This window comes from Mariniflexile soesokkakense, assembly GCF_039650365.1.
In the GTDB taxonomy this organism is placed as follows: domain Bacteria; phylum Bacteroidota; class Bacteroidia; order Flavobacteriales; family Flavobacteriaceae; genus Mariniflexile; species Mariniflexile soesokkakense.
The window spans coordinates 674,493-697,874 of the sequence record NZ_JAZHYP010000001.1 but is presented as its reverse complement, the minus strand read 5'-3'; the positions used below and the strand labels follow the sequence as shown (position 1 = coordinate 697,874).

Genomic DNA, 23,382 nt, shown 5'->3' with positions numbered 1-23,382 from the left:
TTTTTTGGTTTAGCGACTGTCTCTACTTTTAATATTATTAGCGCATAATTGAATAATTTCAGTTATGCGCTTTTGTCTTGTTCCTTCTCGTTTTGCTTGGTTTAGCCAGTATAAATAACTTTTTCTGTAAGAAGGTGCAAAGTTTTGGTAGTTTTCAAAAGCTTTTGGGTTTTTCTCAAATTCAGTTTGTAAATCTTCTGGAATAATGCCATTTTCAACAGCATCAAGGGCTTCCCAACTACCGTTTTGTTTGGCAATTTCAATAATTTTTAAACCACTTTCATGCATTAAGTTTTCAGAAATTAAATCCTCTAAATGCTTTTTGTTTAAAGCGCTCCAAACACTTTTTTCATTTCTTGGTGTAAAATATTGTCTGCGTTTCCCATTGCCCAAACTTTTTACAGTAGAATCTATCCAACCATAACACAGGGCTACTTTTACAGCTTCTTCCCAGCGCATAGAATCGTTTTCGTGCTCTACTTTATAGAAGATGAGGTAAGCACCTTTGTAATATTGGTGGTTTTTGTGCAACCAATCGCGCCATTCTTTATCTGTTTTAAAATATAGCTCGGGTAATTCCAAACGAATTAAAGTTTTTTAGAATTAACATAAAAATCGGGATTTATTTCAAAAGAAGTGTTTTTAATATCTAAAGATTTAGTTTTCCAGTCGGCTTTTGGAAATAACCATTCTTCTTTACCATTTATAGTTACTTGAATGGGCATATCAAACTTATCAATTATGTTTGTCCATCTGTATTTTAGTTCCTTGTTCTCGATTTTATATTCTAAAGTTGGTATTTTAATGGTTCTTAAATATTGATTAAAAAATTCAGTTAAATCGATACCTGTTTCTTTTGAAATATAATCTTCAATTTGTTTTGTGGTAACGGTTTGATGGTAGAATGTTCTGTTCAAACCTCGTAATATTTGGCGCCATTTTTCATCATCTTCAATAAGCTGTCTTAATGTGTGAAGTATATTGGCTCCTTTAAAATACATATCGCTAGAACCTTCCTTATTCACATTATAAAAACCAATGATGGGTCGGTCATTTTCAATATTTTTACGAAGCCCAATAACATATTCCGAAGCAGCTTTGTTGCCATAGTGATAATCTAAAAATAAACTTTCTGAATAACAGGTGAAGCTCTCATGAATCCACATATCTGCCGCATCTTTATAAGTGATGTTGTTTGCAAACCATTCATGTCCGGCCTCATGAATTATAATATAATCAAACTTTAATCCCCATCCGGTTCCAGACCAATCATTCCCTAAATACCCCTTTTTGTATTGGTTTCCATAGGTGACTGAACTTTGATGCTCCATGCCTAAATAAGGTACTTCAACTAATTTAAAACTATCTGCATAAAATGGATATTGACCAAACCAATGCTCGAAAGCTTTCATCATTTTAGGTGCATCTTTAAAATGTTCTTTCGCTTTCTCAAGATTGTCTCTTAGTACATAATAGTTCATGTCTAAATTACCTCCTTCGCCATCATAGACTTCTGAAAAATTCACATAATCGCCTATATTGATGTTAACACCGTAATTATTGATAGGGTTTTTTATTATCCATGAGTAAGTTTTGGTATCTTCAATTTGCTCTATGCTTCTTAGCCTACCGTTAGAAACATTTATTAGATTATCAGGCACATTGACGCTAATAAGCATACTGTCTACTTCATCGTACATGTGGTCTTTACAGGGCCACCAAACACTGGCACCCAAACCTTGGCAAGAAGAGGCTATAAAATGATTGCCGTTTGTATCTTTTTTCCAAGAAATTCCACCATCCCAAGGAGCTTTAACCGCTTCTCTTGGATGGCCTTCATAATAGACGTCAATGCTATTTATTTCGTTTGGGTTTTGACTGTCTACTAAGGTTATAAAATGGGCATTGCCATCATGCTTTACATCTAATTCTTTATTATTCTGAATTACTTTCGTGATTTTTAAAGGTGGCTGTAAATCAATTTGCATTACCGATTTGCTTTCAAGTACTTTATACTGAATGGTGTTTTTTCCAGAAATATACTTTTCGTCCGGATTTACTTTAATATCTAAATGGTAATAAGTTAAATCCCACCAAGCACGCTCTGGGGTAATGCTACCTCTTAAGCTATCTTGCCTTGTGAAATTGTTTTTTTCTGAAAGTAATTGCGCTTTTACAGAAATGAGTGAAAAACAAAAGAGTAGAAAGGTTATTAAAAAACGATGTGTCATAAGATTGTTTCTGAATTTTAAAATATATTTTCGATTTAAAAGTTATTTTTTATAATTGAATTTTACAGTTTCAATAGTACCATTTTCTTTATGGGTGTCTACATAAATATTTATTTCATTGGCATTTATTTTTTCAAAAACCATGCCTTCAAAAACCACTTTGTTAACTGTAATTTCTTTTAATGGAAATCGACTGTTCATCTTTAGTCTCCCATTCCTTTAAATTGTTGTTAAAATGTTTTAATTGAAGAATTAATGTGTTATTTACTTCTCTAATTATTTCTGTTTCATAAAAAGCAACTTTGTTATTTACTGTTAATTTGAAGGTTGCCATCATAGAATCACCTGAAGGTTCGCTCCAATTATCTTCGATTAATCCACCAAATGCTTCACCTTTCCAATTTCCTGCTATCCAAGCAATGTTTTTCAATGTAGGTCAAGTACTTGTTTTTCTTGTGCATAAATTGAAATGGTTATAAAAAGCAGAACGATAAGACTTGATTTCTTCATTTATTATTTTTTACTAAAATACTTAAAATTAAAAAACGTTTCAAAAATATATCTTTGAAACGCTTTAAGAATTGAGTTAGTCACTGTAATTGATTGCTCTTAAAAGCAATATTTATTTTCTTTAATAACTTTATTAGCTATAATATTCCTTAATTCGATAATGTTTGGCATATTTACATATTTAATGTAACGCTTTAATCCCATAAGCATCATACGTTGTTCATCTCCAGTTGAGAATGAAATTATGGAGTGTTTACCTGCTGTTTCAATAACATCTATAGCATGGAATAAATTTAATTTTGCCATGGCGATATGTTCTTTAGCTTTTGCTTCACCTTCTTTCTTAGCGATTTTTTCTGCCCGTAAGATAGCAGATTCAGCTAGATATATTTGAATTAAAATATCGGAGGCCGCTAACATAAGTTGTTGATGCTTTTCAATTTCTTCGCCATATTTTTGTAGTGCAGCACCAGCTACCATTAAAAATAATTTTTTAAGATTGGCTATGATGCTTTTTTCTTCTGAAAATAATTCTGAAAAATCAGGTGTGTCAAATGATGGGATACCTGTTAGTTCATTAGCGACAGCAGTTGCTGGACCCAATAAGTCTACATGGCCCTTCATGGCTTTTTTAATAAGCATGCCAATACTTAGCATGCGATTAATTTCATTGGTGCCTTCGTAAATTCTAGCAATACGCGCATCTCTCCAAGCCGATTCAATAGGTGTTTCTTCAGAGAAGCCCATACCTCCAAAAATTTGAATACCTTCGTCTGTACATTTTTGAGTGAATTCAGAAACAGCTACTTTCAAAATAGAACATTCAATGGCATATTCCTCAACACCTTTAAGTTCTGCTTCTTGGTGGGTGTCTTTCCCATTACTTTTGCGAAGAACAATACGGTCTTCAATATTTTTTGCAGCGCGATAACTTGCGGCTTCTCCAACCCAACAGTTGGTTGCCATTTCTGCTATTTTTTGACGGATAGCCCCAAAACTGGAAATAGGTGTTTTAAACTGAATACGTTCATTGGCGTATTTAACAGATTCTGTAATAGTACGACGTTGAGCATCTAAACAAGCTGCAGCTAGTTTAATTCTACCCACATTTAAGGCGTTCATAGCTATTTTAAATCCGTTGCCCCTAGTAGAGAGCATATTTTCAACAGGAACAACGGTATCATTAAAAAACACTTGCCTAGTTGAAGATGCACGAATGCCTAGTTTGTGTTCTTCTTCACCCATAGTAATGCCATTAGGGTTGTTTTTATCGTATTCAACAATAAAACCTGTAATGTTTTTATCGTCTTCAATACGTGCAAATACAATCATTAGGCTACAAAATCCTGCATTAGAAATCCACATTTTTTGTCCTGTGATGCTATATGATTTACCATCAGCAGATAAAACAGCTTTTGTTTTTCCAGAATTAGCATCACTACCTGCGCTAGGCTCTGTTAAACAATACGAGCCAAACCACTCACCAGTAGCTAATTTTGGCACATATTTTTGTTTTTGTTCTTCGGTTCCGTATAGTGTTATTGGCATGGTACCAATACCAGTGTGTGCGCCAAAAGCGGTACTAAAAGATCCTGTGGCACCAGAAATATAGTCACACACTAACATGGTATCTATAAACCCCATTCCCATACCGCCGTATTCAACAGGAACAGAAACACCTAAGAACCCCATCTCGCCAGCTTTTCGCATGCAAGATTCTGTTAAGGCATAATCTTTGGCTTCAAAGCGCGCTTTATTTGGCCATATTTCTCTGTCAACAAACTCAGTAACAGCTTCTTTCATCATCGATTGTTCCTCCGAGAAATCTTCGGGGGTGAAAATGTCTTCACATTTTGATTCTACAACTAAAAATTGACCGCCTCTCAAAATATTTTTTTCTTCCATAATTGTTTGTTTTAGAAAAGAGATAAAAGAATATAGATAATAGACTTTTAGCTATTATTGTTTAGACCATTTTGAAAACCCATGGTCATTCTTTGAAACTCTTCTATTTTATTTTCAAGTTTTTTAAGATATCAGCATTAATATATTTTATGTGATTTGCTACCAATAATTGTGTTCCTGATTTAAAGGAAGATCCTAAAGCGATATCTAGATAATTACTAAAAGATTTATCTGTTTTAGCTGAACCTTCTGCTATATTACTAGGGATTGAAACGGAACATCGACTCATTTGTGAAGACAAATCATAATGTTCATGTTTTGGGAACTCTATTAAAGTATCTGAAATATCATTAGTTATTTCAAGTCTAAGTTGCCAAATTTTTAAATTTTTATAATTATGCCGTTTTCTAAAAGCCATTCTTAACAGTCTTTTTTTCTTTACGCTTAGTTAAGAAATTCAAAAATGCCACAAGCACCTTGTCCAGTACCCACACACATGGTAACAGCGCCATATTTACCTTTCATGTTACGTTTGCGCATTTCATCAAATAGCTGTACCGATAATTTAGCACCTGTACAACCCAGTGGATGTCCTAAGGCAATAGCGCCTCCATTCACATTTACAATATCTGGATTGAGGTTTAATTCTCTTATTACGGCTAGTGATTGTGATGCAAAAGCTTCGTTTAATTCGATAAGTTCTAAATCTTTTTGTTGTAATCCCGCAAAATTTAATGCCTTTGGAATCGCTTTTACAGGACCAATACCCATAATGCGGGGCTCTACTCCAGCAGCGGCATAACTTACCAAACGGGCAATAGGCTCCAGATTTAATTCTTTAATCATATCTTCACTCATAACCATTACAAAAGCAGCACCATCACTCATTTGTGATGAGTTTCCTGCGGTTACGCTTCCACCTGCAGCAAAAACAGGCTTTAAATTAGCTAAAGCTTCAAGACTAGTTCCAGTACGAGGACCTTCATCTTTAGTTACAGTGTAAGATTTCGTTGCTTTTTTTCCGTTTGCATCAATATAAACTTGCTCCACATTTATAGGAACAATTTGGTCTTGAAATCTATTTTCAGCTAAAGCTTTCAATGCCTTCATATGTGAGTTGTAAGCAAATGCATCTTGGTCTTCACGAGACACTTTAAATTGGTTAGCAACCGCTTCGGCGGTGTTTCCCATACCCCAATAGTAATCTTCATGTCCAGCTTTTACGGTATCGTAATTTAATTCGGGTTTAAAACCCGTCATAGGCACCGAACTCATACTTTCTGAACCTCCAGCTATAATGCAATCGGCCATTCCTGCTTGAATTTTTGCTGCTGCAATAGCAATCGTTTCAATTCCAGAAGAACAAAAACGATTTACGGTTACTCCGGGTACGTCCACACTGTTTAATCCTATTAACGAGATAAAACGTGCCATGTTTAGACCTTGTGCACCTTCAGGCATCGCATTACCAACAATAACGTCGTCAATACGTTTTACATCCAAATTTGGTAATTCTTTCATCATGTATTGGATGGTTTCTGCACCCAATTCATCTGCACGTTTAAATCGAAAAACACCTTTAGGGGCCTTACCAACAGCAGTTCTATATGCTTTTACTATATATGCTTGTTTCATTTTTCTATGCTTTAGGCTTTAAGCAGTATGCTTTAAGCTTATGTATTTATAAATAATTTTAGCCCATTGCTTATTAAGGCATAAGGCTTATAGCGTCACAACTAGTTGCGAAGCGGTTTCCCTGTTTTTAACATGTGTTGAATACGCTCTAAGGTTTTACGTTCAGTGCATAAACTTAAAAAGGCTTCACGTTCTAGGTCTAATAAATATTGTTCGCTTACAAAAGTAGGTTCAGATAAGTCGCCTCCAGCCATAACATAAGCTAATTTGTTGGCTATTTTATGGTCGTGTTCACTAATAAAGTTAGCCGCTTCCATAGAACCTGTTCCCACTAAAAACATGCCTAATGCTTGTTTTCCTAAAACTTTAACATCGGTACGTTTTACAGGTTGAGTATAACCAGTTTCTGCCATTATTTTAGCATAGGCTTTTGCGGTAGCTAATTGACGGTCTTTGTTTATAATAACTACATCTTTTCCTTTTTGAAGCACACCCATATCGAATGCTTCATAAGCTGATGTTGCTACTTTTGCCATACCGATAGTTAAAAAATATTCTTGTAGCGTGTTCAATTCTACATCACCTTTTTTGAAAGAATCTGATGCCCTTAAAGCCATTTCTTTAGAACCACCACCACCAGGGATAACACCAACACCAAATTCCACTAATCCAATATAAGTTTCAGCAGCAGCAACTACTTTGTCAACATGCATGGATAACTCACAGCCACCACCAAGTGTCATTCCATGAGGTGCTGATACAGTTGGTATAGACGAATAACGCATACGCATCATAGTATCTTGAAAATATTTTATAGCGGCATTTAATTCATCATATTCCTGCTCAACGGCCATCATAAAAATCATACCTATGTTTGCACCAACTGAGAAATTTGCTCCTTGATTTCCTATAACTAAACCAGCAAAATCTTTTTCGGCAATATCAATAGCTTTATTTAAACCAGCTAAAACATCGCCGCCTATGGTATTCATTTTAGACTGAAATTCGCAATTTAAAATACCATCGCCCAAATCTTCAATTACAACACCTGTGTTTTTAAATACTTCTTTAGATTTTCGAATATTATCTAAAATAATAAAAGCATCTTGCCCTGGTATTTTTTCTTGATTTTTAGTAGGGATGTCATAAAAATAGGTGGCACCTTCTTTTACAGAATAAAATGATTTGCTACCAGATGCAAGCATATGATTTACCCAGGCAGCAGGTTCTAGTCCTTCGCCTCTCATTATTTCAATGCCCTTTTCAACACCTATAGCATCCCAAATTTGGAAAGGACCATGCTCCCAACCAAACCCTGCTTTCATAGCATCATCTATTTTATAGAGTTCTTCGGTAATTTCAGGAATTCTGTTTGAAACATAGGCAAATATAGAAGCGAAATTTTTTCTATAAAAATCACCAGCTTTATCTTTTCCAGAAACTAAAATTTTAAATCGGTCGATAACTTTATCTACAGATTTTGTTAATTCTAATGTGGCAAAACTGGCTTTTTTAGATGGTTTATATTCTAAAGTGTTAAGATCTAAAGCTAAAATATCTCTACCTTCTTTCTTGTAGAAACCTTGTCCTGTTTTACTTCCCAGCCATTTGTTTTCCATCATTTTATTGATGAAATCTGGTAGTTTGAAGAGTTCATGAGCTTCGTCGTTAGGGCAATTCTCATAAATACCGTTGGATACATGTACTAAGGTATCTAACCCAACTACATCAACGGTTCTAAAGGTTGCCGATTTTGGACGTCCTATTACTGGTCCTGTTAGTTTATCAATTTCTTCAACGGATAATCCTAATGTTTTTACTTGATGAAATAAACTTTGAATACCAAAAATTCCAATACGGTTTCCAATAAAAGCGGGCGTATCTTTAGCAATTACCGAAGTTTTTCCTAAAAATTGTTCACCATATCCATTTAAAAATTCAATAACTGAAGTATCTGTTTTTGGTCCAGGAATAATTTCGAATAACCTTAAATAGCGTGCAGGGTTAAAAAAATGCGTACCACAGAAATGCTTTTGAAAATCTTCTGAACGTCCTTCACTCATGAAATGAATAGGGATACCTGAAGTGTTCGAGGTAATTAAAGTACCAGGTGTTCTGTGTTTTTCAAGTTTTTCGAAGACACTTTTTTTAATATCTAAACGTTCAACAACGACCTCCATAATCCAATCTACTTGAGAAACTTTAGCAATATCATCCTCTAAATTGCCTGTAGTAATTCTATTGGCAAAGTTTGGATGATAAATAGGAGCCGGTTTCGATTTTAATGAAGTAGTCAATGCCTCGTTTACCAGTCGGTTTCTTACTACTTTATCTTTAAGCGTTAATCCTTTTGCTTTTTCGGCATCATTTAATTCTCTAGGAACAATATCAAGCAATAATACGTCTACACCAATATTTGCGAAATGACATGCAATACCACTTCCCATAATTCCAGAGCCAATAATGGCTACTTTTTTAATTCTTCGTTTGCTCATTTTAAATTACTTGTCGTTTTGATCGAATATTTTTTTATTTGAAACCATATCATTGATTAAATCGGCTACTTCATAGAACGTATTTAATTTTTCTTCTGATATATTTTCTTTGATGGTTTCATTAAAGTTTAGAACCTTATCTTTTGTAAGGACTCGCTTTTGGCGTCCAAACTCGGAAAGTTTAATGATTACACCTCTTCCGTCTTCTGGATTGGGATGGCGTTCAATTAATCCTTTAGTTTCCATGGTTTTTAGTAATCTAGATATACTGGTAGCTTCCATTCCCATTTTAGGGCCTAATGCAGTTGATGGAGTGCCTTTTTCTGGGTCTATACTCAATAGTGTAAACCCCGTTGCCATAGTACTTCCAAATTTAGCTGCTTCTTCATTATACATTTTTTGAACAGCAAGCCATGTAGTTCGTAATATGTAATCAATTGTTCTTTCTTTCATTTTTTTTGGTTGGTTATACCAAATATATGAAAATATATTATGCATGCATAATATGTTAAGAAAAATTATGTCGTTTTTTTGGATTTTATAAGTTTAAAGCTAAGGTCTGTAAATTTTTTCTATAAGCTTAGCGTATTTTTCTTTAATAATTTTACGCTTTAATTTCATGGTAGGGGTTAGGTGTCCCGCATCTATAGACCATACATCTGGTGTTATCTCAAACTTTTTTATTTGCTCCCAATTGCCAAAGTTGGTATTGGCTTTGTCTATTTCGTTTTGTATGCGTTCAAGCAGTTTTGGGTTTGCTACAAGCTCACTGCTATTGTTGAAAGCAATATTGTGTTTTTTAGCCCACTCATTGACAAAGTCAAAATTAATTTGAATTAAGGCTGCTGGCATTTTTTCGCCTTCACCTATTACCATGATTTGGTCTATAAAGTGTGATTGTTTAAGTTGATTTTCTATAAGTGCAGGAGCTACGTATTTTCCGCCAGAGGTTTTAAACATTTCCTTTTTTCTGTCTGTGATTTTTAAAAACCCATCTGAATCAATTTCACCAATATCACCAGTGTGGAAATAATCGCCGGTCATTACTTCAGCAGTTTTATCTTCTTCTTTATAATAACCCATCATAACGTTGGGGCCTTTAACTAAAATTTCGCCATCTTCTGCAATTTTAACTTCAACACCTTTAATTATTTTACCAACGTATCCAATTTTCCAACCATGGTTTCTTTTGTCGCTTGCTGAAACGCCAGGAGATGTTTCTGTTAGCCCATAGCATTCCATGATGGGCATGTTAGCAGCAGCAAATACACGTCCTAATCGAGATTGTAGTGCAGCGCTTCCAGATGCCATAAAAACTATATTGCCTCCTAGGGCTAGTTGCCATTTTTTAAAAATAAGTTTGCGTGCTATTGCCAATTTTAGTTCGTACCACCAACCATTCTGTTTATAAGGCTCAAACTTAACTCCAACACCTACTGCCCAAAAAAATAACATCTTTTTAATGCCGTTTAACTCAGTACCTTTAGCCATGATTTTATCATATACCTTTTCTATTAATCTTGGGACAACGGTCATAGTAGCAGGTTTTACTTCCTTAGCATTATCACCTATTTTATCCATGGCTTCAGCAAAATAAATTTCAATACAGGTATATTGATATAGATACAAAAAAACCCGTTCAAAAATATGGCAGATGGGTAAGAAACTTAAAGCATTATCACCATATTTCAATGGAAAATTAAGTTGTGCCGAAAGTACATTGGAAACTATGTTTCGGTGGGAAAGCATAACCCCTTTTGGTTTCCCTGTTGTTCCGGAGGTGTAAATTAGTGTAGCCAAATCAGAAGGGTCTACGGCTTCTTTTCTAGCTTCAACTTCTGTTTGATTACTTGTGTCTTTGCCTAGTTCTAATATATCGGTCCAATTGTTTTCACCTTTAATGATATCAAAAGTATATACGTTTTTAAGGTTGGTTTTGTTTTTTATAGTGTTTAATTTTTCAAGAACTTCAGCATCAGAAACAAAACAATAAACAGCTTCGGAATGATTTAAAATGTATTTATAATCATCTGAAGAAATTGTTGGATATATAGGTACATTTTGAGCACCAGTTTGTAATACACCAATATCTAAAACATTCCATTCGGTTCTATTTGTTGAAGAGATAACAGCAATTTTATCGTTTGGTTTTATACCTAAGCGTAACAAACCTCTACTTATGGCATTGGCTTGATTGATAAATTCTTGAGTAGATGTTGATTTCCAAATGCCATTATATTTTGTGTTGAACGCCTTTTCTAATTTATGCGTTTTTAATTGATGATAAGGAAAGTCAAAAAGTTTAGTTATCTCAGCCATTATATTACCTTGGTTTAGTTAGTGCAAAGTATGAAAATAAAAGAGATTTTCAAATCGCTAAAGAAGTGATCTGAAAAGAAATTAATTCATACAATAATTTGGCTTAATACTTTTCTTTTATGATTTTAAAGGTTTCAAAGGTGTTTTATTATGAGCTTTTAAAACAAGGAGCATCAAATATATTAGTTGAATATAAACAGTTACTTTTAAAGATAACAAAACGTTAATTTTAATTAAAACTTACAAAAACTTAATATTTTTTATTAAATTTAAACACTTATTTAAAATAACACAGCTTATTAATAAATCTACCTTTATCTAACCAAAACCTTACAAAATTATGGCAAGAGCAATGCTTGATTATACAAAAACTGTGCTTAAAAAAGTTAGTTTTGACGCATCATTGTTTTGCAAAGAAGTACAAAAGGCAGTACAACGTTTATTGCCTCACGAGTTAGAAGAGCTTAAATCATTTATTCTTTCTCTTGTACAGCAGAACCCAGAATTAAATCAATGTTTAATTTATTTAAAACCATAAAAAAAGCGACCATTTGGTCGTTTTTTTTATGGCAAAAATCAGCTAAAGTATTCAGTTGAATTGTATATTTGCAAAAAAAAAAATCAGCTGAAAAAGTTTATTACTATATTTCTTTTATTTTGCTTTTCCATTCGTCCGGCATACTATATTGGGCAATTGGTTTATTTTGAATTGAATATAGACGCCATTATTCAAAAATACTGTGTAAATAAAGATAAGCCAGAGTTTCAATGTAATGGTAAATGTCATTTAGCAACCCAGCTAAGTGAAACTTCAAATAAAAATGATGACAGCAACAAGTCTCTAAGAGCTGTTTTCGAATCATTTATACCCGTGTTTATATCTATTTCTCAAGATATCAAGTTTAACAACCCAGTTATTGATGCTTCTAAAAAAGATAGTTTTTGCTATGGCAACACCTATTTCTTTTTGCATGAATCTAAAGCATACAAACCTCCAATTTCTTAAAATTTAATATTTCAGTTTTTTTACAAGGCTTTAAAGTGCTTGCCAATAATAGCACGACAATATTAAATTTATAACAAATGAAACATCTATGATTACACCTTGTTTTCATTGATGAAGGACTCTGTGGATGTTACATTTGACAATTAAAAAAACAATAAAAATTTACAAATGAAAATTACTAAAATTGCATTTGCATTATTGCTATGCGTATCAATCATATCATGTTCGTCTGATGATGAAAACCTAGAAGGACAAACAGGAACTTTAACTTTAAAATTTGATAACAGTGTAGGAAATCAAGATTTTATTTTTGGAACATCTTACAATAAATCCAACAGCGAATCGTATAAACTTACAACTTTAAAATACATTATAAGTAATGTAAGGATTAAAGATTCTAAAGGAAATGTGTTTACGTACCCAGCTGAAAAAAATGTGTTTATTGTAGATGAAGCCAATGGAAATACTGCAGGTGAAATATTAATTACATTGGATGATGTAGCTTCAGCCGATTATACTGAAGTTACTTTTGGTGTAGGTATAGACCAAAATCGTTACGCACTTGGAGCCAATGGTCAAGGAAATTTTCTTGCTGAAGCACAAGCTGCCGGCATGATGTGGTCGTGGGCAACAGGATACAGATTTATGCGCTTTGACGGTACATATACGGATGCAACTGTTACCAATGGCGCTCTAGCTTTACATATGGGTAGTGTTGGCACCTCTTTAGATAATTACAAAGAAGTTACTTTAACTTTCCCAAATACAGTAAGAGTGCGTGAAATAGCATATCCTGAAGTTCATATTGTAGCTGATATTTCAAAAGTTTTTGATGGTGAAACATCTGTAAATTTTGCCGATGGTTACAATCAAGTACATACAAATGCGACAACTACACCGGTAATTGCCAATAATTTAAAGGGCATTTTCGAAGCACACCATGTACACAATAATTAAGTTATAAATAGATATGTCTAAAAAGTAGTTTTAAAACTACTTTTTAGACATATCTACATATGGTGCAATATTTAAAACAATGAAATATCCATTAATTGCGCTTTAAATCAAACAAAAATGATTATTTGGATATTGCATCTGACTTCAAAAACAATAAAATTTAACAGATGAAAAAAATATTTGTCACAATTATTTTTGTTCAGCTTTTTTTAGTGTCGTGCTCAAATGATGAGGGTGATTATATACCAAGACCTTTAACATTAGATTTGCCATCAAACTTTCCAGATATCGTTTATAATTTGGAAAATAATCCATTGACCGAAGAAGGTTTTGAATTAGGTAAAAGCTTGTTTTACGACGGGAAACTATCTGCGAATAATGCCATTCCTTGTGCCTTTTGTCACGAACAGGCCTTTGCATTTACACATCATGGCCATACTTTAAGCCATGGTGTAAATGGTGGTATTGGGTTTAGAAATGCAACACCTATCCAAAACATGGCATTTCAAAAAGAGTTTATGTGGGATGGATCTGCTACGCATTTAGATTTCCAACCCATCATTCCACTTACTAGCGAATTGGAAATGGGCGAAACTTTATCAAATGTTGTTGAAAAGCTAAAAAAAGATGCTTATTACAAAAAACAATTTACTAAAGCTTTTGATGATGGCGAAATTAATTCGTCCAACATGCTAAAAGCTTTATCGCAGTTTATGATTATGATGGTGTCTTCAAATTCTAAATATGATAAATACGTTAGAAAAGAAGGTAATGTTACTTTGTCAAAAACAGAATTAGATGGTATGAATACGTTTCAAAATAAATGTGCATCCTGTCATGCTACCGATTTGTTTACCGATCAATCGTACAGAAACAATGGGTTGTCTATAAGCCCTAAACTAAACGATAAAGGGCGTTTTGTGGTTTTTGAAAACCCTGACGATTTGTACAAATTTAAAGTACCTAGTTTAAGAAATGTCGAAAACACGTTCCCTTATATGCATGATGGAAGATTTACAACGCTGGAAGCCGTTTTAGAGTTTTATAATTCAGGTGCTGTTGATAATGGAAATGTAGATCCATCTCTTTTAAGAGCTGATAATACATATGGTATCACACTAAATACTTACGAAAAAGAGAGCATCATTGCCTTTTTAAAAACACTTACAGATAACGAATTTTTAAATGATACAAGATTTTCAGAATATTAATACAAAAACTGTTTTCATAGGAATTATATTTTTATGTATTCCTTTGCAAAATGAAGCAAAAACTACACCAGCGCATAATCATGATCCGTTTGAATATTTTTGCGATTTATGTGGGTGTTCTACCAGCAGCGGAAGCTCTAGTTTTGGAACTTTAGGCAATGTCAGTTTTTTGGGTTTAAGATACATTTATCAAGATTTTAAATCGAAAGATGGTATTTTTAACAATTCACCCACAAGTACAGAGCGTTTCAATACCTATCAACTTTGGGGTCGCGTACCAATAAGTGAAAATTTTTCACTAAATGCCATTGTACCTTATCAAGGTTTAAACCGAGAGTTTAATGATAGAAGTGAGCATAGAAATGGTTTGGGCGATATGTCAATCATCGGTTGGTATCAAATAAAATTTTATAAAAAGAAAACTGAAAATGAAGTTGGTTCAGATGAAGAAAAAGAATTATCGGCACACCGATTGAATATTGGTTTGGGTGCAAAATTACCAACAGGTTCTTTTGAAGAAAGTTTAGCCGATAGAATAAATCCAGGTTTTCAAGTAGGCACAGGAAGTTTTGATGCTGTTTTTTCGGTGATGCATACCTATTCTAACAATCAAATAGGTATTAATACAACCGCAACATATTATTTAAAAACAAAAAACAAAAACGAATACCGTTTTGGAAATCAATTTAGTTATGCCTCCAATGTATATTATAATGTACCTTTTGAAAAATCGGCTTTAAGCCCGTTTTTAGGTGTTTCGGGTGATGTTTACAATTCTATAAAACAGTTTGACGAAACCTTAAAAGATACCAATGGTAACATAGTAAATGGCACTTTTGGTTCTGAGTTTATGATTGATGAATTTATTATTGGAGCTAATTATACATTTCCTATAAGTCAGCATCTTTTTGGGGGTAATGTAACTTCTAATAACAGATTTACTATTTATTTGAATTATGTGTTGTAATTTAATCTGTAAAAAAATGTTCTTTTATGTCCGTTCGAGCGCAGTCGAGAACTTTTAAATTTGATTGCAAACTAGGTCTCGACTGCCCTCGACCAGACATTTTTTTAATTAACTACCTTTTTGAAGGTAATGGACTTATAATTTTCACATTTTGAAAAGCAATGGCACCGCGAACTACACCCGATATTACATCTTGTAGCGCTTCAATAATTTGCATTTTTAATTCGCTTTTGTGATAAATAAGGCTTACCTCTCTGGCTGGAGAAGGTTCGTTAAAATAATGAAGGTTTTCCTTCTCATTCACATTAATATCCAAAGTGTGTAAATAGGGCAGTAGCGTCATACCCAAACCTTCGTTCGATAATTTTATTAAGGTTTCGATACTGCCACTTTCTAATTGAAACACTTCATTTGAGTTGTTTTTGAATGCTTTACATAAGTTAAGTACACCGTCTCTAAAACAATGCCCATCTTCAAGTAATAGCATATCGTTTATATCTAAATCTGCAACATCAATCTTTTTATTAGTATGAAGCCTATGGCCTTTAGGAATATAACTAACGAAAGGCTCAAAATAAAGTACACGTTCTTTTATATGTTCGTCTACTAAAGGTGTTGCAGCAATAGCGGCATCTAAATGGCCATCTTTAAGGCGGTCAATAATTTCTTCAGTAGTTAATTCTTCTATTTTAAGTTTAATTTTTGGATACTTTTTTATGAAATTTTTTAAAAACATAGGTAACAGTGTTGGCATTACTGTTGGTATGATTCCTAGTTTAAATTCGCCACCAATAAAACCTTTTTGTTGGTCTACAATATCTTGTATTCTATACGATTCGTTTACAATATTTTTAGCTTGGTTTACTATTTTTCTGCCAACTTCGGTTAATTCAATAGGCTTCTTGCTCCGGTCAAAAATTAGAATATCAAGTTCTTCTTCCAACTTTTGTATTTGCATACTTAGAGTAGGTTGGGTCACAAAACATTTTTCGGCCGCTTTTGTAAAATTTTGGTTTTCAGCTACTGCCAAAACGTAGTATAATTGTGTAATAGTCATAGATGTATTTTATGCTACAAAAATATTAAAACTATCAATAAAATTTATAGAAACAGGTGTTAATTATAGATTAAATATGATTTTGGAGTTATGGGTTCAGAGTTAAATAATTTCTTCTTTAATTTCATAACTCTAAACTTATAATTCATAACTTTTTTTAAAGAAGCCCTCTAGCCTTAATTTCTAAGTATTTATTAATAGTGTTGATGGTTAAATGCTCTGGGGCCGTTAAAATACTTTGAATGCCATGTTTTTGAAGTTCGTTCACAATTAATTTTTTCTCATAAATAAACTTTTCAGCTATGGTTTTTTCAAATATTTCAAAGGTGGTTTCAGCACTTTTTTGGGTAAGCTTTTGCAATTCGGTATTTTCAAAAAATATAATTACTAACAAATGATTTTTAGCAATGGCTTTTAAATAGGGTAATTGCCTGTACAAAGCATCTAACGTTTCAAAATTGGTGTATAGTAACAATAAACTACGCTGATTTAGATTTCGTTTGATATCAATATACAATCTTGAAAAATCTGATTCTACAAAATCAGTATTCAAATTGTAAAGTGTTTCAAGAATGGTATTCATTTGCGAGGGTCTTCGCTCTGCAACCACCCTGTTTTCAACCTTTCTTGAAAATGAAAATAATCCCGCTTTATCTTGCTTTTTTAAAGCCACATTACTAATTACTAACGATGCATTAATGGCGTAATCCAACAAACTCAAGTCTTCAAATGGCATTTTCATCACTCGGCCTTTATCAATAACGCTATAAACAGGTTGCGAGCGTTCGTCTTGGTATTGATTTACCATTAATTGGTTGCTTTTTGCCGTGGCTTTCCAGTTGATATTTCGTAAATCGTCACCTTGAACATAATGTTTTATTTGCTCAAATTCCATAGTATGCCCAATACGACGAATTTTTTTCAAACCATATTCAAAAATCTTGTTTGAAAACGCCAAAAGCATGTACTTTTTCAATTGTAAAAACGATGGATAATTTGGCACCATCGCATCTTTTCCAAATTGAAAACGTCTGGAAATAAAGTTAATTGGACTGGTGGCATACAAATTTAAATTTCCAAAATAGTATTCGCCGCGTTCTAAAGGGCGAAGTGTGTATGTTATTTTTTTGTTTTCTTGTTTTTCTAATGTGGTGTTAATTTCAAAGTCGCGTTTTTGGTATTGAAATGGTAACTCATCAATAAGTTTTATGCTACTTGTGAAATTATAATTGTTTTGTAGTGTAATTTCAATAGGATTATCATCACCATTGCTCAGTTTTTCGGGTAAAATCCGAGATGCTGAAAAGCCTTTTTGCTTAAACAATAAGATGAAGTCAATAATGAATAAACCTATAAAAACAAAAAACAGCATTTGAGCAATAACCAATAACCCTGGAAAAATATATGCCAGAATAAATAAGAAAACAAGAACACTCACACTTACAAAAAAGTGTGTATTCAAGTAGATGTTTTTAAAAAACTGCTTCAACTATCTTGGAATTTCAATAGTTTCTAAAATTTGGTCTATCACTTTTTCAACCGTAAAACCTTCCATTTCACGTTCAGGAGTTAATACTAAACGGTGTTTTAAAACTGCTTTGGTACAGCGTTTAATATCGTCGGGTGTCACAAAATCCCTTCCATAAATAGCGGCATTCGATTTTGCAGCGTTTAATATAGAAATAGATGCACGTGGTGAAGCGCCTAAATACAAATTAGCATTGGTACGCGTGTTGTTTACTATGGAAGCGATATAGGTAATAAGATGATTTTCAACCACTATTTGCTTTATTAAATTTTGATAATGTGCAATTTGTTGAGCGTTTAAAACAGGAACTACCGCATCAAAATCCAATATATCTTGTCTTTGATGGTTTTCCATTAAAATTTGAATTTCATTTTCAAGCGTGGGGTAGTCTACATCTATTTTAAACAGAAAGCGGTCTAATTGTGCTTCGGGTAATCGGTAAGTGCCTTCTTGTTCAATCGGGTTTTGGGTAGCAAATACTAAAAAAGGCGCACCCATAATATATTTGGTGCCATCCATTGTAATCTGGCGTTCTGCCATCACTTCAAAAAGAGCAGCTTGTGTTTTTGCAGGTGCACGATTTATTTCATCAATTAAAATAACGTTCGAGAAAATCGGGCCTTTTTTATATTCAAACTCATTGGTTTTTATATTAAAAATGGAAGTTCCTAAAATATCACTAGGCATTAAATCGGGTGTGAATTGTATTCGGCTAAAATCTACAGCCAATGTTTTTGCCAATAGTTTGGCGGTAATGGTTTTGGCAACTCCAGGAACACCTTCAATAAGGGTGTGTCCGTTTGAAAGTATGGAAATAATAAGCAATTCAATCATTTCGTTTTGCCCAACTATTATTTTACCGATTTCTTTTTTTATGGCCTCTACGTGTTCTTGTAGTGGCTTTAAATCGAGTCTGCTTTCAAAATTTACATCTTGATTTTCAGTAGTTTGTTCTTCCATTATATATTGCTTTTTGTGAATGATTCTATGAATTTGTTAAGTTGAATTAAATCGGCTTCGGTGTGGTTCAATTTCGATTTTAAATACATTATATAGTCTATTAAGGCTTTGGTGTCTTCTTTTTTATTAGATGATTTTACAGCTAATTTCGAAATGAAATTTTCATTTAATTCATTAGTGTCTAAGTAATATTTAGACCGTATTTGCTCTAAAAAATACTGAACTTTATTGGTGATGATGTTGGTGAAGTCACCATGTTGGTAATACAAATCGCCAATGGTTCTGGTAAAATCCAATGTGGTATTTTTTAAAGGCTCTACAACAGGAATGATGCGTTGGGTACGTTTTCCTCTAAAAATAACAAATAATATTAATGACAATAAAGCAATGTAAAAAGCCCATTTTAATGCTTGATTTTGAAGTACAAAACGCAAGGGACTGGTAATAACCTTGCGACCGCTTTTATAATAATTATCCCAAATTATTTGATCTTTTGGTAAATACGATAATACGGTTGCTGCATAAGCATCATTATCGTTCAGCATATGGTAATTTGTAAATGCAAACGGGTTGGTATGAATAAAAAACGCTCCGCTATGCTTTCCAAAAGGGATTTTTATAAAATTGATATTGGTATCTGGAATGGTGTCGTTAATAATTTCCCCAGTTTTTTCAACTTTGGTGGTACCTAAAGCCACCGCATTTAAACTGTCTATGCTAGTGAAAAAACTATTTTCAATAACGTCTTTAAAGTGGCGTTCGTTGGGTTTTAAATTAGGACTAATAAAACTGTTTAAAGATGGTTTTTTGAAAAAATTATTATAATCTGTTCCAATTCTAATATTTAAAGTGTCGCTTAAATCGCCATATAGGTAGTTTGCACTTATAAATACCGAATTGCCATTTTCAACATACTTAAGGAGTGATTCGGAGTCCTGTTTATCAAAGCCTATTCCGTTATTTATAAAAATACTAACGGTTTTTTTAGTGTTTTCTAAATCTTTTAAAGCTTCAAAAGCTGTTTTAGTTGAAATTTTTAGGGGATTGTTTGAAATGTCTTTTAACTCATTAAAAAGTACATAACAACCCAATGGAATTTTATCTGCAGCAGCATAAGAATCACGCCAGTTCAAAGCTTTGGGTTTGGTTATTTCTGCAATCATCATCAAAACAATCACCGCTCCAATGGCATACAATGCTATTTTAGATCGTTTATCCATTTCGAAGACTGTTTAATTTGTCGAAATCCAATTGGTTTTTGGTGTAAATAGCTTCATCTATAGGGAATTCGCCATACCATACATAATCGTATAAATAAGAAATACGTTTAAAAACCAACTTGGTTTGTTCGTCTTTAATTTCGTTTATGTAATCACTATTTGTTTTATCATAATGCCATTCAATAATAGCTTTATTGGTAAGCAATTTTAAAGATTTTAGATATAAATAACGGGTTGCCAAACGGTAGTTGTTATCTTTTAAAGCAGCTTCAATTAACTGGTCGAAATTAACATCTTTAATATTTTCTTCTACGTATTGAAAATCGTTAATATCTTTTGTGTCCGTTTTAAAAACCGAATTTATAGGAGATTGCATTAAGAATTTGATGACTAAATAAAGTGCTGCAACTCCTAAAAAGCCATACACAATGTATTCTAGGGTCTTGTAATTAATATAATCGATATCAAAACCAAAAACATCACTTAACCATCCAAAGAATTTCTGTAGAACACGTTGTAGCAAATTAATACCACCTGTGTCGTTTATGGAATAGTTAAAATCATCACCTTTATAACGTTCTTTTATAGCTTCCTTAAAATAAGTCACCTTAATATTTGAAGAGTCTTTTTGAATACCATCTTGCGAAAAGCAGTAGCCATAGCTAAGAAAGCACCCCAATGAAACTAGTGCATTATGGTATTTCAGGTTATTCATTAATACCAATTTGCTCAATTTTTTTTATTAAAAACACATTGTTTTTTTCTTCAAATATATTATAATACAACACGCTATACGCTATTTGCGATAAGGCTTGCGAATAAATAAACGATAATAATAACATGGCAAACCCTAATGTAAACACAACACTTGCAAATACGTTAGTGGCTAAATCGACGTTGCTTTCTAACGAAAAATACACATAAATTCCAATAATAAAACCAGGAATAGAGATGATTAGAAACGTAATCATCAAATTTAAAATGCCAATTACCAAACCATAAAGAATCACTTTTCCAAAACTCGAAAAAGTAAACGACCAACCTTCAGACAAGGCATTGCTTAATCCTTTGTTTTCTGAAAATATGGCCATAAAAGATAATCCAAAAAAAGCAGCTAATAGAAAACTGAGGCCATATTGAATTAGCATGCCTATTAAAGGAATGAATGCGAAAATGATGGATACTATGGCATAGCCAATATAAAGACCAATGCCAATGAAGATAAATAATATGATAGAACCTAGATTTCTTTTAATATTTTGCCATACATTATTCGACTCCACTTCACCTGTGGTGTTAACATATTCAGCCATATACGAACTGGAAAAACTATAGTTTATAAGTGCTGTAATAAATAAAATAAGAAACAATATTATGGCTCCAACAATCAAATAAATGGTTTGGTTGCCATCGTTGTTCATTCCAAATCTAAAATCTCTGCTGGCTAAACCCATAAAACCAGTTACTAATAAATAAGATGCTACAATTAAAAGAATGATGCTTATAGCATTGTAGCGTAAGTATAAACTTGTGTATTTTTTATAGTTGTATTTAAGAAACAGAAAGTAGGTATTGATGGTATCGCCAAAGTCGTTCCTGTTGCGTAATTCTATATAGGGTTTGTTCATTTTTTTAATTCGGATTGATGAGTGTTGTTCAACTTTATGGGGTAAATAACGTAATAAAATATAATTAAATACAACGAGCAACCTATAATGCCATAAGATAGTATCCAAGGCATTTGTTCGCCATATCTCGTAATGAAACCTTCAATAAAGCCTGCTATGATGAAAAATGGAATAGTGCTTACCACAATTTTCAATCCGTCTTTGGCACCTTTAGTAAATGCCACACGTCTGGAGTAGGTTTTAGGGAATAAAAAACTATTTCCCATCACTAAACCTGCGCAACCAGCAATAACAATCACTGAAATTTCAATAGTGCCGTGCAACCAAATAGTAGATGTTTTTTCTAAAATGCCATAGTTGTAAAAGAAGGAGATAAAAGCACCTAGCATAATGCCATTGCTAAAAAGAATGTAAATAGTGCCCACGCTAAAAAGCACACCAAACGCAAACGCAATAATGCCGACCCGAATATTATTTATGGTAATGCCCAAAAAGGATCCAATGCTGCTTCCGCTTTTATAAACTGCCATGGGTTCGCCTTTTTCAATGTTTTCAATGGTCATGTTTACATAGCCGTCTCCTAAAATTAAACGCACAAATGAGTCGTCGTTTAAAGTAGAAATAGCACCAATAGATACCGCAACCATAAAAATTAAAAACGTGTAGAGCAACGTTTTTTGATAGCTTTTGAAAAATAAAGGAAATTCATATTTCCAAAAGGATATGAGTTTGTTTTTTGATTCTCTTTTGGTAATGTAAATTTTTTGATGCGCTTCTGATGCCAACGAGTTTAAGTATAGCAAAGTCTTACTTTCTGGGTAATACGTTTGCGCATAAGCAAGGTCGTTAGTAAGATGAATGTAGTATGAAGCTAAGTCGTCTGGATTTATTTTTGCATTATTGTGTAACGCACTTTCAAAAACCATCCATTTTTCCTTATTTTGCTTTACGAAAGATGCTTCGCGCATAAAACTATTTTAATTAGGAACGAATATACATTTCAATGAGCAATTTAGCAATTAACACAGCACAAAATGTTAATTTAGACTACAAACTAATTGGTTTGGGCGAGCGTTTGGTAGCATTTTTAATTGATGGTCTTATTTTGTTAACCTACATAACCATCATGGAGAACTTGGTAGCGCTTTCGGATATATTCGATACCGACGATTGGACCAAACGTGGCATTTTAGGCTTAATTACATTGCCCGCTCTTTTTTATTCGTTGTTGTGCCATATTATTTTTAACGGACAAACCGTAGGGAAAATGATATTAAAAATAAAAGTGGTTCGTTTAGATGGTGCGCCAACCCAGTGGTATAATTTGCTTGTTAGATGGATGTTGCGTATTGTAGATATTTGGATGTTTTTTGCCTCTATAGGTGTTTTAAGTATGTTGCTTTCAGACAAAAAACAGCGTGTTGGTGATGCAGCGGCAGGAACAGTCGTTATTAGTGTGAAGAAAAAACATAAAATAACTAGTACCATTTTAGAAGATATTGAAGTAGATTATCAACCTGTTTTTAATAACGTAACCCAATTAACCGATAAAGATGTTCGTATTATTAAGGAGGCCTTTATCATTTCTAAAAAAAATAACGATTTTAAAACACTTACATTGTTAAGGAACAAAGTAGCCAGTGTACTGAATATAGAATCTAGTTTATACGATATCGATTTTCTAAACACTATTTTAAAAGATTATAACTACTATACCCAAAACATGTAGGTTAAAGCTGAAAACAGAAAGTAT

The 23,382-nt window shown here is 33.1% G+C and carries 23 protein-coding genes; 6 read left to right on the top strand and 17 right to left on the bottom strand.

The window, feature by feature from the left end; all coding sequences use genetic code 11:
* Window positions 1–9: 9 nt before the first annotated feature.
* From VP395_RS03245 to VP395_RS03200, 10 genes are all read right to left on the bottom strand, one after another.
* Window positions 10–582, bottom strand: coding sequence for a YdeI/OmpD-associated family protein (locus VP395_RS03245; RefSeq protein WP_346240272.1), 573 nt, complete (start codon window positions 580–582; stop codon window positions 10–12).
* A gap of 5 nt (window positions 583–587) precedes the next feature.
* Window positions 588–2,231, bottom strand: coding sequence for a M1 family metallopeptidase (locus VP395_RS03240; RefSeq protein ID WP_346240271.1), 1,644 nt, complete (start codon window positions 2,229–2,231; stop codon window positions 588–590).
* A gap of 42 nt (window positions 2,232–2,273) precedes the next feature.
* The gene (locus tag VP395_RS03235) at window positions 2,274–2,432 is read right to left on the bottom strand and encodes a hypothetical protein (RefSeq protein WP_346240270.1); all 159 of its coding nucleotides are present in this window, start codon (window positions 2,430–2,432) and stop codon (window positions 2,274–2,276) included.
* A complete protein-coding gene (locus tag VP395_RS03230) occupies window positions 2,395–2,661 on the bottom strand; it encodes a DUF6265 family protein (protein ID WP_346240269.1) in 267 nt (88 codons plus the stop codon). Before VP395_RS03230 ends, VP395_RS03235 begins: the two co-directional genes overlap by 38 nt.
* A gap of 179 nt (window positions 2,662–2,840) precedes the next feature.
* Complete coding sequence (locus VP395_RS03225; RefSeq protein WP_346240268.1) at window positions 2,841–4,646, bottom strand: acyl-CoA dehydrogenase family protein; 1,806 nt, start codon at window positions 4,644–4,646, stop codon at window positions 2,841–2,843.
* Window positions 4,647–4,749: 103 nt separating this feature from the next.
* Entirely contained in the window at window positions 4,750–5,064 is a 315-nt protein-coding gene (locus VP395_RS03220; protein WP_346240267.1) for a four helix bundle protein, read from the bottom strand.
* Window positions 5,065–5,090: 26 nt separating this feature from the next.
* Window positions 5,091–6,281 (bottom strand): acetyl-CoA C-acyltransferase, encoded by a 1,191-nt coding sequence (locus VP395_RS03215; RefSeq protein ID WP_346240266.1) that lies wholly within the window; start codon window positions 6,279–6,281, stop codon window positions 5,091–5,093.
* Window positions 6,282–6,382: 101 nt separating this feature from the next.
* Window positions 6,383–8,776, bottom strand: a complete 2,394-nt coding sequence (locus VP395_RS03210) for a 3-hydroxyacyl-CoA dehydrogenase/enoyl-CoA hydratase family protein (protein ID WP_346240265.1) — start codon at window positions 8,774–8,776, stop codon at window positions 6,383–6,385.
* A 6-nt stretch (window positions 8,777–8,782) separates the two neighbouring features.
* Complete coding sequence (locus VP395_RS03205; protein ID WP_346240264.1) at window positions 8,783–9,229, bottom strand: MarR family winged helix-turn-helix transcriptional regulator; 447 nt, start codon at window positions 9,227–9,229, stop codon at window positions 8,783–8,785.
* A 99-nt stretch (window positions 9,230–9,328) separates the two neighbouring features.
* Window positions 9,329–11,095 carry an AMP-dependent synthetase/ligase gene (locus VP395_RS03200; RefSeq protein ID WP_346240263.1) on the bottom strand — a complete coding sequence of 589 codons (1,767 nt, stop codon included), beginning with the start codon at window positions 11,093–11,095 and terminating at the stop codon, window positions 9,329–9,331.
* A 340-nt stretch (window positions 11,096–11,435) separates the two neighbouring features.
* Here VP395_RS03200 and VP395_RS03195 point away from each other — a divergent pair, with 340 nt between their 5' ends.
* The 5 genes from VP395_RS03195 to VP395_RS03175 all read left to right on the top strand — a co-directional run bounded on the left by VP395_RS03195 (window position 11,436) and on the right by VP395_RS03175 (window position 15,236).
* On the top strand, window positions 11,436–11,633 hold the full coding sequence (locus VP395_RS03195; protein WP_346240262.1) for a hypothetical protein: 198 nt from the start codon (window positions 11,436–11,438) through the stop codon (window positions 11,631–11,633).
* 156 nt (window positions 11,634–11,789) lie between these two features.
* Window positions 11,790–12,101 (top strand): hypothetical protein, encoded by a 312-nt coding sequence (locus VP395_RS03190; protein WP_346240261.1) that lies wholly within the window; start codon window positions 11,790–11,792, stop codon window positions 12,099–12,101.
* A 168-nt stretch (window positions 12,102–12,269) separates the two neighbouring features.
* Entirely contained in the window at window positions 12,270–13,058 is a 789-nt protein-coding gene (locus tag VP395_RS03185) for an MbnP family protein (protein ID WP_346240260.1), read from the top strand.
* A gap of 167 nt (window positions 13,059–13,225) precedes the next feature.
* Window positions 13,226–14,269: a cytochrome-c peroxidase gene (locus tag VP395_RS03180; RefSeq protein WP_346240259.1), complete on the top strand. Its 1,044-nt coding sequence runs from the start codon at window positions 13,226–13,228 to the stop codon at window positions 14,267–14,269.
* Complete coding sequence (locus VP395_RS03175; protein ID WP_346240258.1) at window positions 14,244–15,236, top strand: transporter family protein; 993 nt, start codon at window positions 14,244–14,246, stop codon at window positions 15,234–15,236. Before VP395_RS03180 ends, VP395_RS03175 begins: the two co-directional genes overlap by 26 nt.
* A 112-nt stretch (window positions 15,237–15,348) precedes the next feature.
* Here the strand turns inward: VP395_RS03175 and VP395_RS03170 are convergent, their stop codons facing one another.
* The 7 genes from VP395_RS03170 to VP395_RS03140 form a co-directional block, all read right to left on the bottom strand.
* Window positions 15,349–16,293, bottom strand: a complete 945-nt coding sequence (locus VP395_RS03170) for a hydrogen peroxide-inducible genes activator (protein WP_346240257.1) — start codon at window positions 16,291–16,293, stop codon at window positions 15,349–15,351.
* Between the two features lie 157 nt (window positions 16,294–16,450).
* Window positions 16,451–17,755 carry a DUF58 domain-containing protein gene (locus VP395_RS03165; RefSeq protein ID WP_346240256.1) on the bottom strand — a complete coding sequence of 435 codons (1,305 nt, stop codon included), beginning with the start codon at window positions 17,753–17,755 and terminating at the stop codon, window positions 16,451–16,453.
* Window positions 17,756–17,782: 27 nt separating this feature from the next.
* Window positions 17,783–18,781, bottom strand: coding sequence for an AAA family ATPase (locus VP395_RS03160; protein ID WP_346240255.1), 999 nt, complete (start codon window positions 18,779–18,781; stop codon window positions 17,783–17,785).
* The gene (locus tag VP395_RS03155) at window positions 18,781–20,001 is read right to left on the bottom strand and encodes a DUF4350 domain-containing protein (protein ID WP_346240254.1); all 1,221 of its coding nucleotides are present in this window, start codon (window positions 19,999–20,001) and stop codon (window positions 18,781–18,783) included. The genes VP395_RS03160 and VP395_RS03155 overlap by 1 nt, the downstream gene beginning before the upstream one ends.
* Complete coding sequence (locus VP395_RS03150; protein WP_346240253.1) at window positions 19,994–20,716, bottom strand: hypothetical protein; 723 nt, start codon at window positions 20,714–20,716, stop codon at window positions 19,994–19,996. Before VP395_RS03150 ends, VP395_RS03155 begins: the two co-directional genes overlap by 8 nt.
* Window positions 20,709–21,629, bottom strand: a complete 921-nt coding sequence (locus VP395_RS03145) for a hypothetical protein (RefSeq protein ID WP_346240252.1) — start codon at window positions 21,627–21,629, stop codon at window positions 20,709–20,711. The genes VP395_RS03150 and VP395_RS03145 overlap by 8 nt, the downstream gene beginning before the upstream one ends.
* Window positions 21,626–22,597, bottom strand: coding sequence for a stage II sporulation protein M (locus VP395_RS03140; RefSeq protein WP_346240251.1), 972 nt, complete (start codon window positions 22,595–22,597; stop codon window positions 21,626–21,628). The genes VP395_RS03145 and VP395_RS03140 overlap by 4 nt, the downstream gene beginning before the upstream one ends.
* Before the next feature lie 35 nt (window positions 22,598–22,632).
* Here VP395_RS03140 and VP395_RS03135 point away from each other — a divergent pair, with 35 nt between their 5' ends.
* Window positions 22,633–23,358, top strand: coding sequence for an RDD family protein (locus tag VP395_RS03135; protein WP_346240250.1), 726 nt, complete (start codon window positions 22,633–22,635; stop codon window positions 23,356–23,358).
* The last annotated feature ends 24 nt before the right edge of the window (window positions 23,359–23,382 follow it).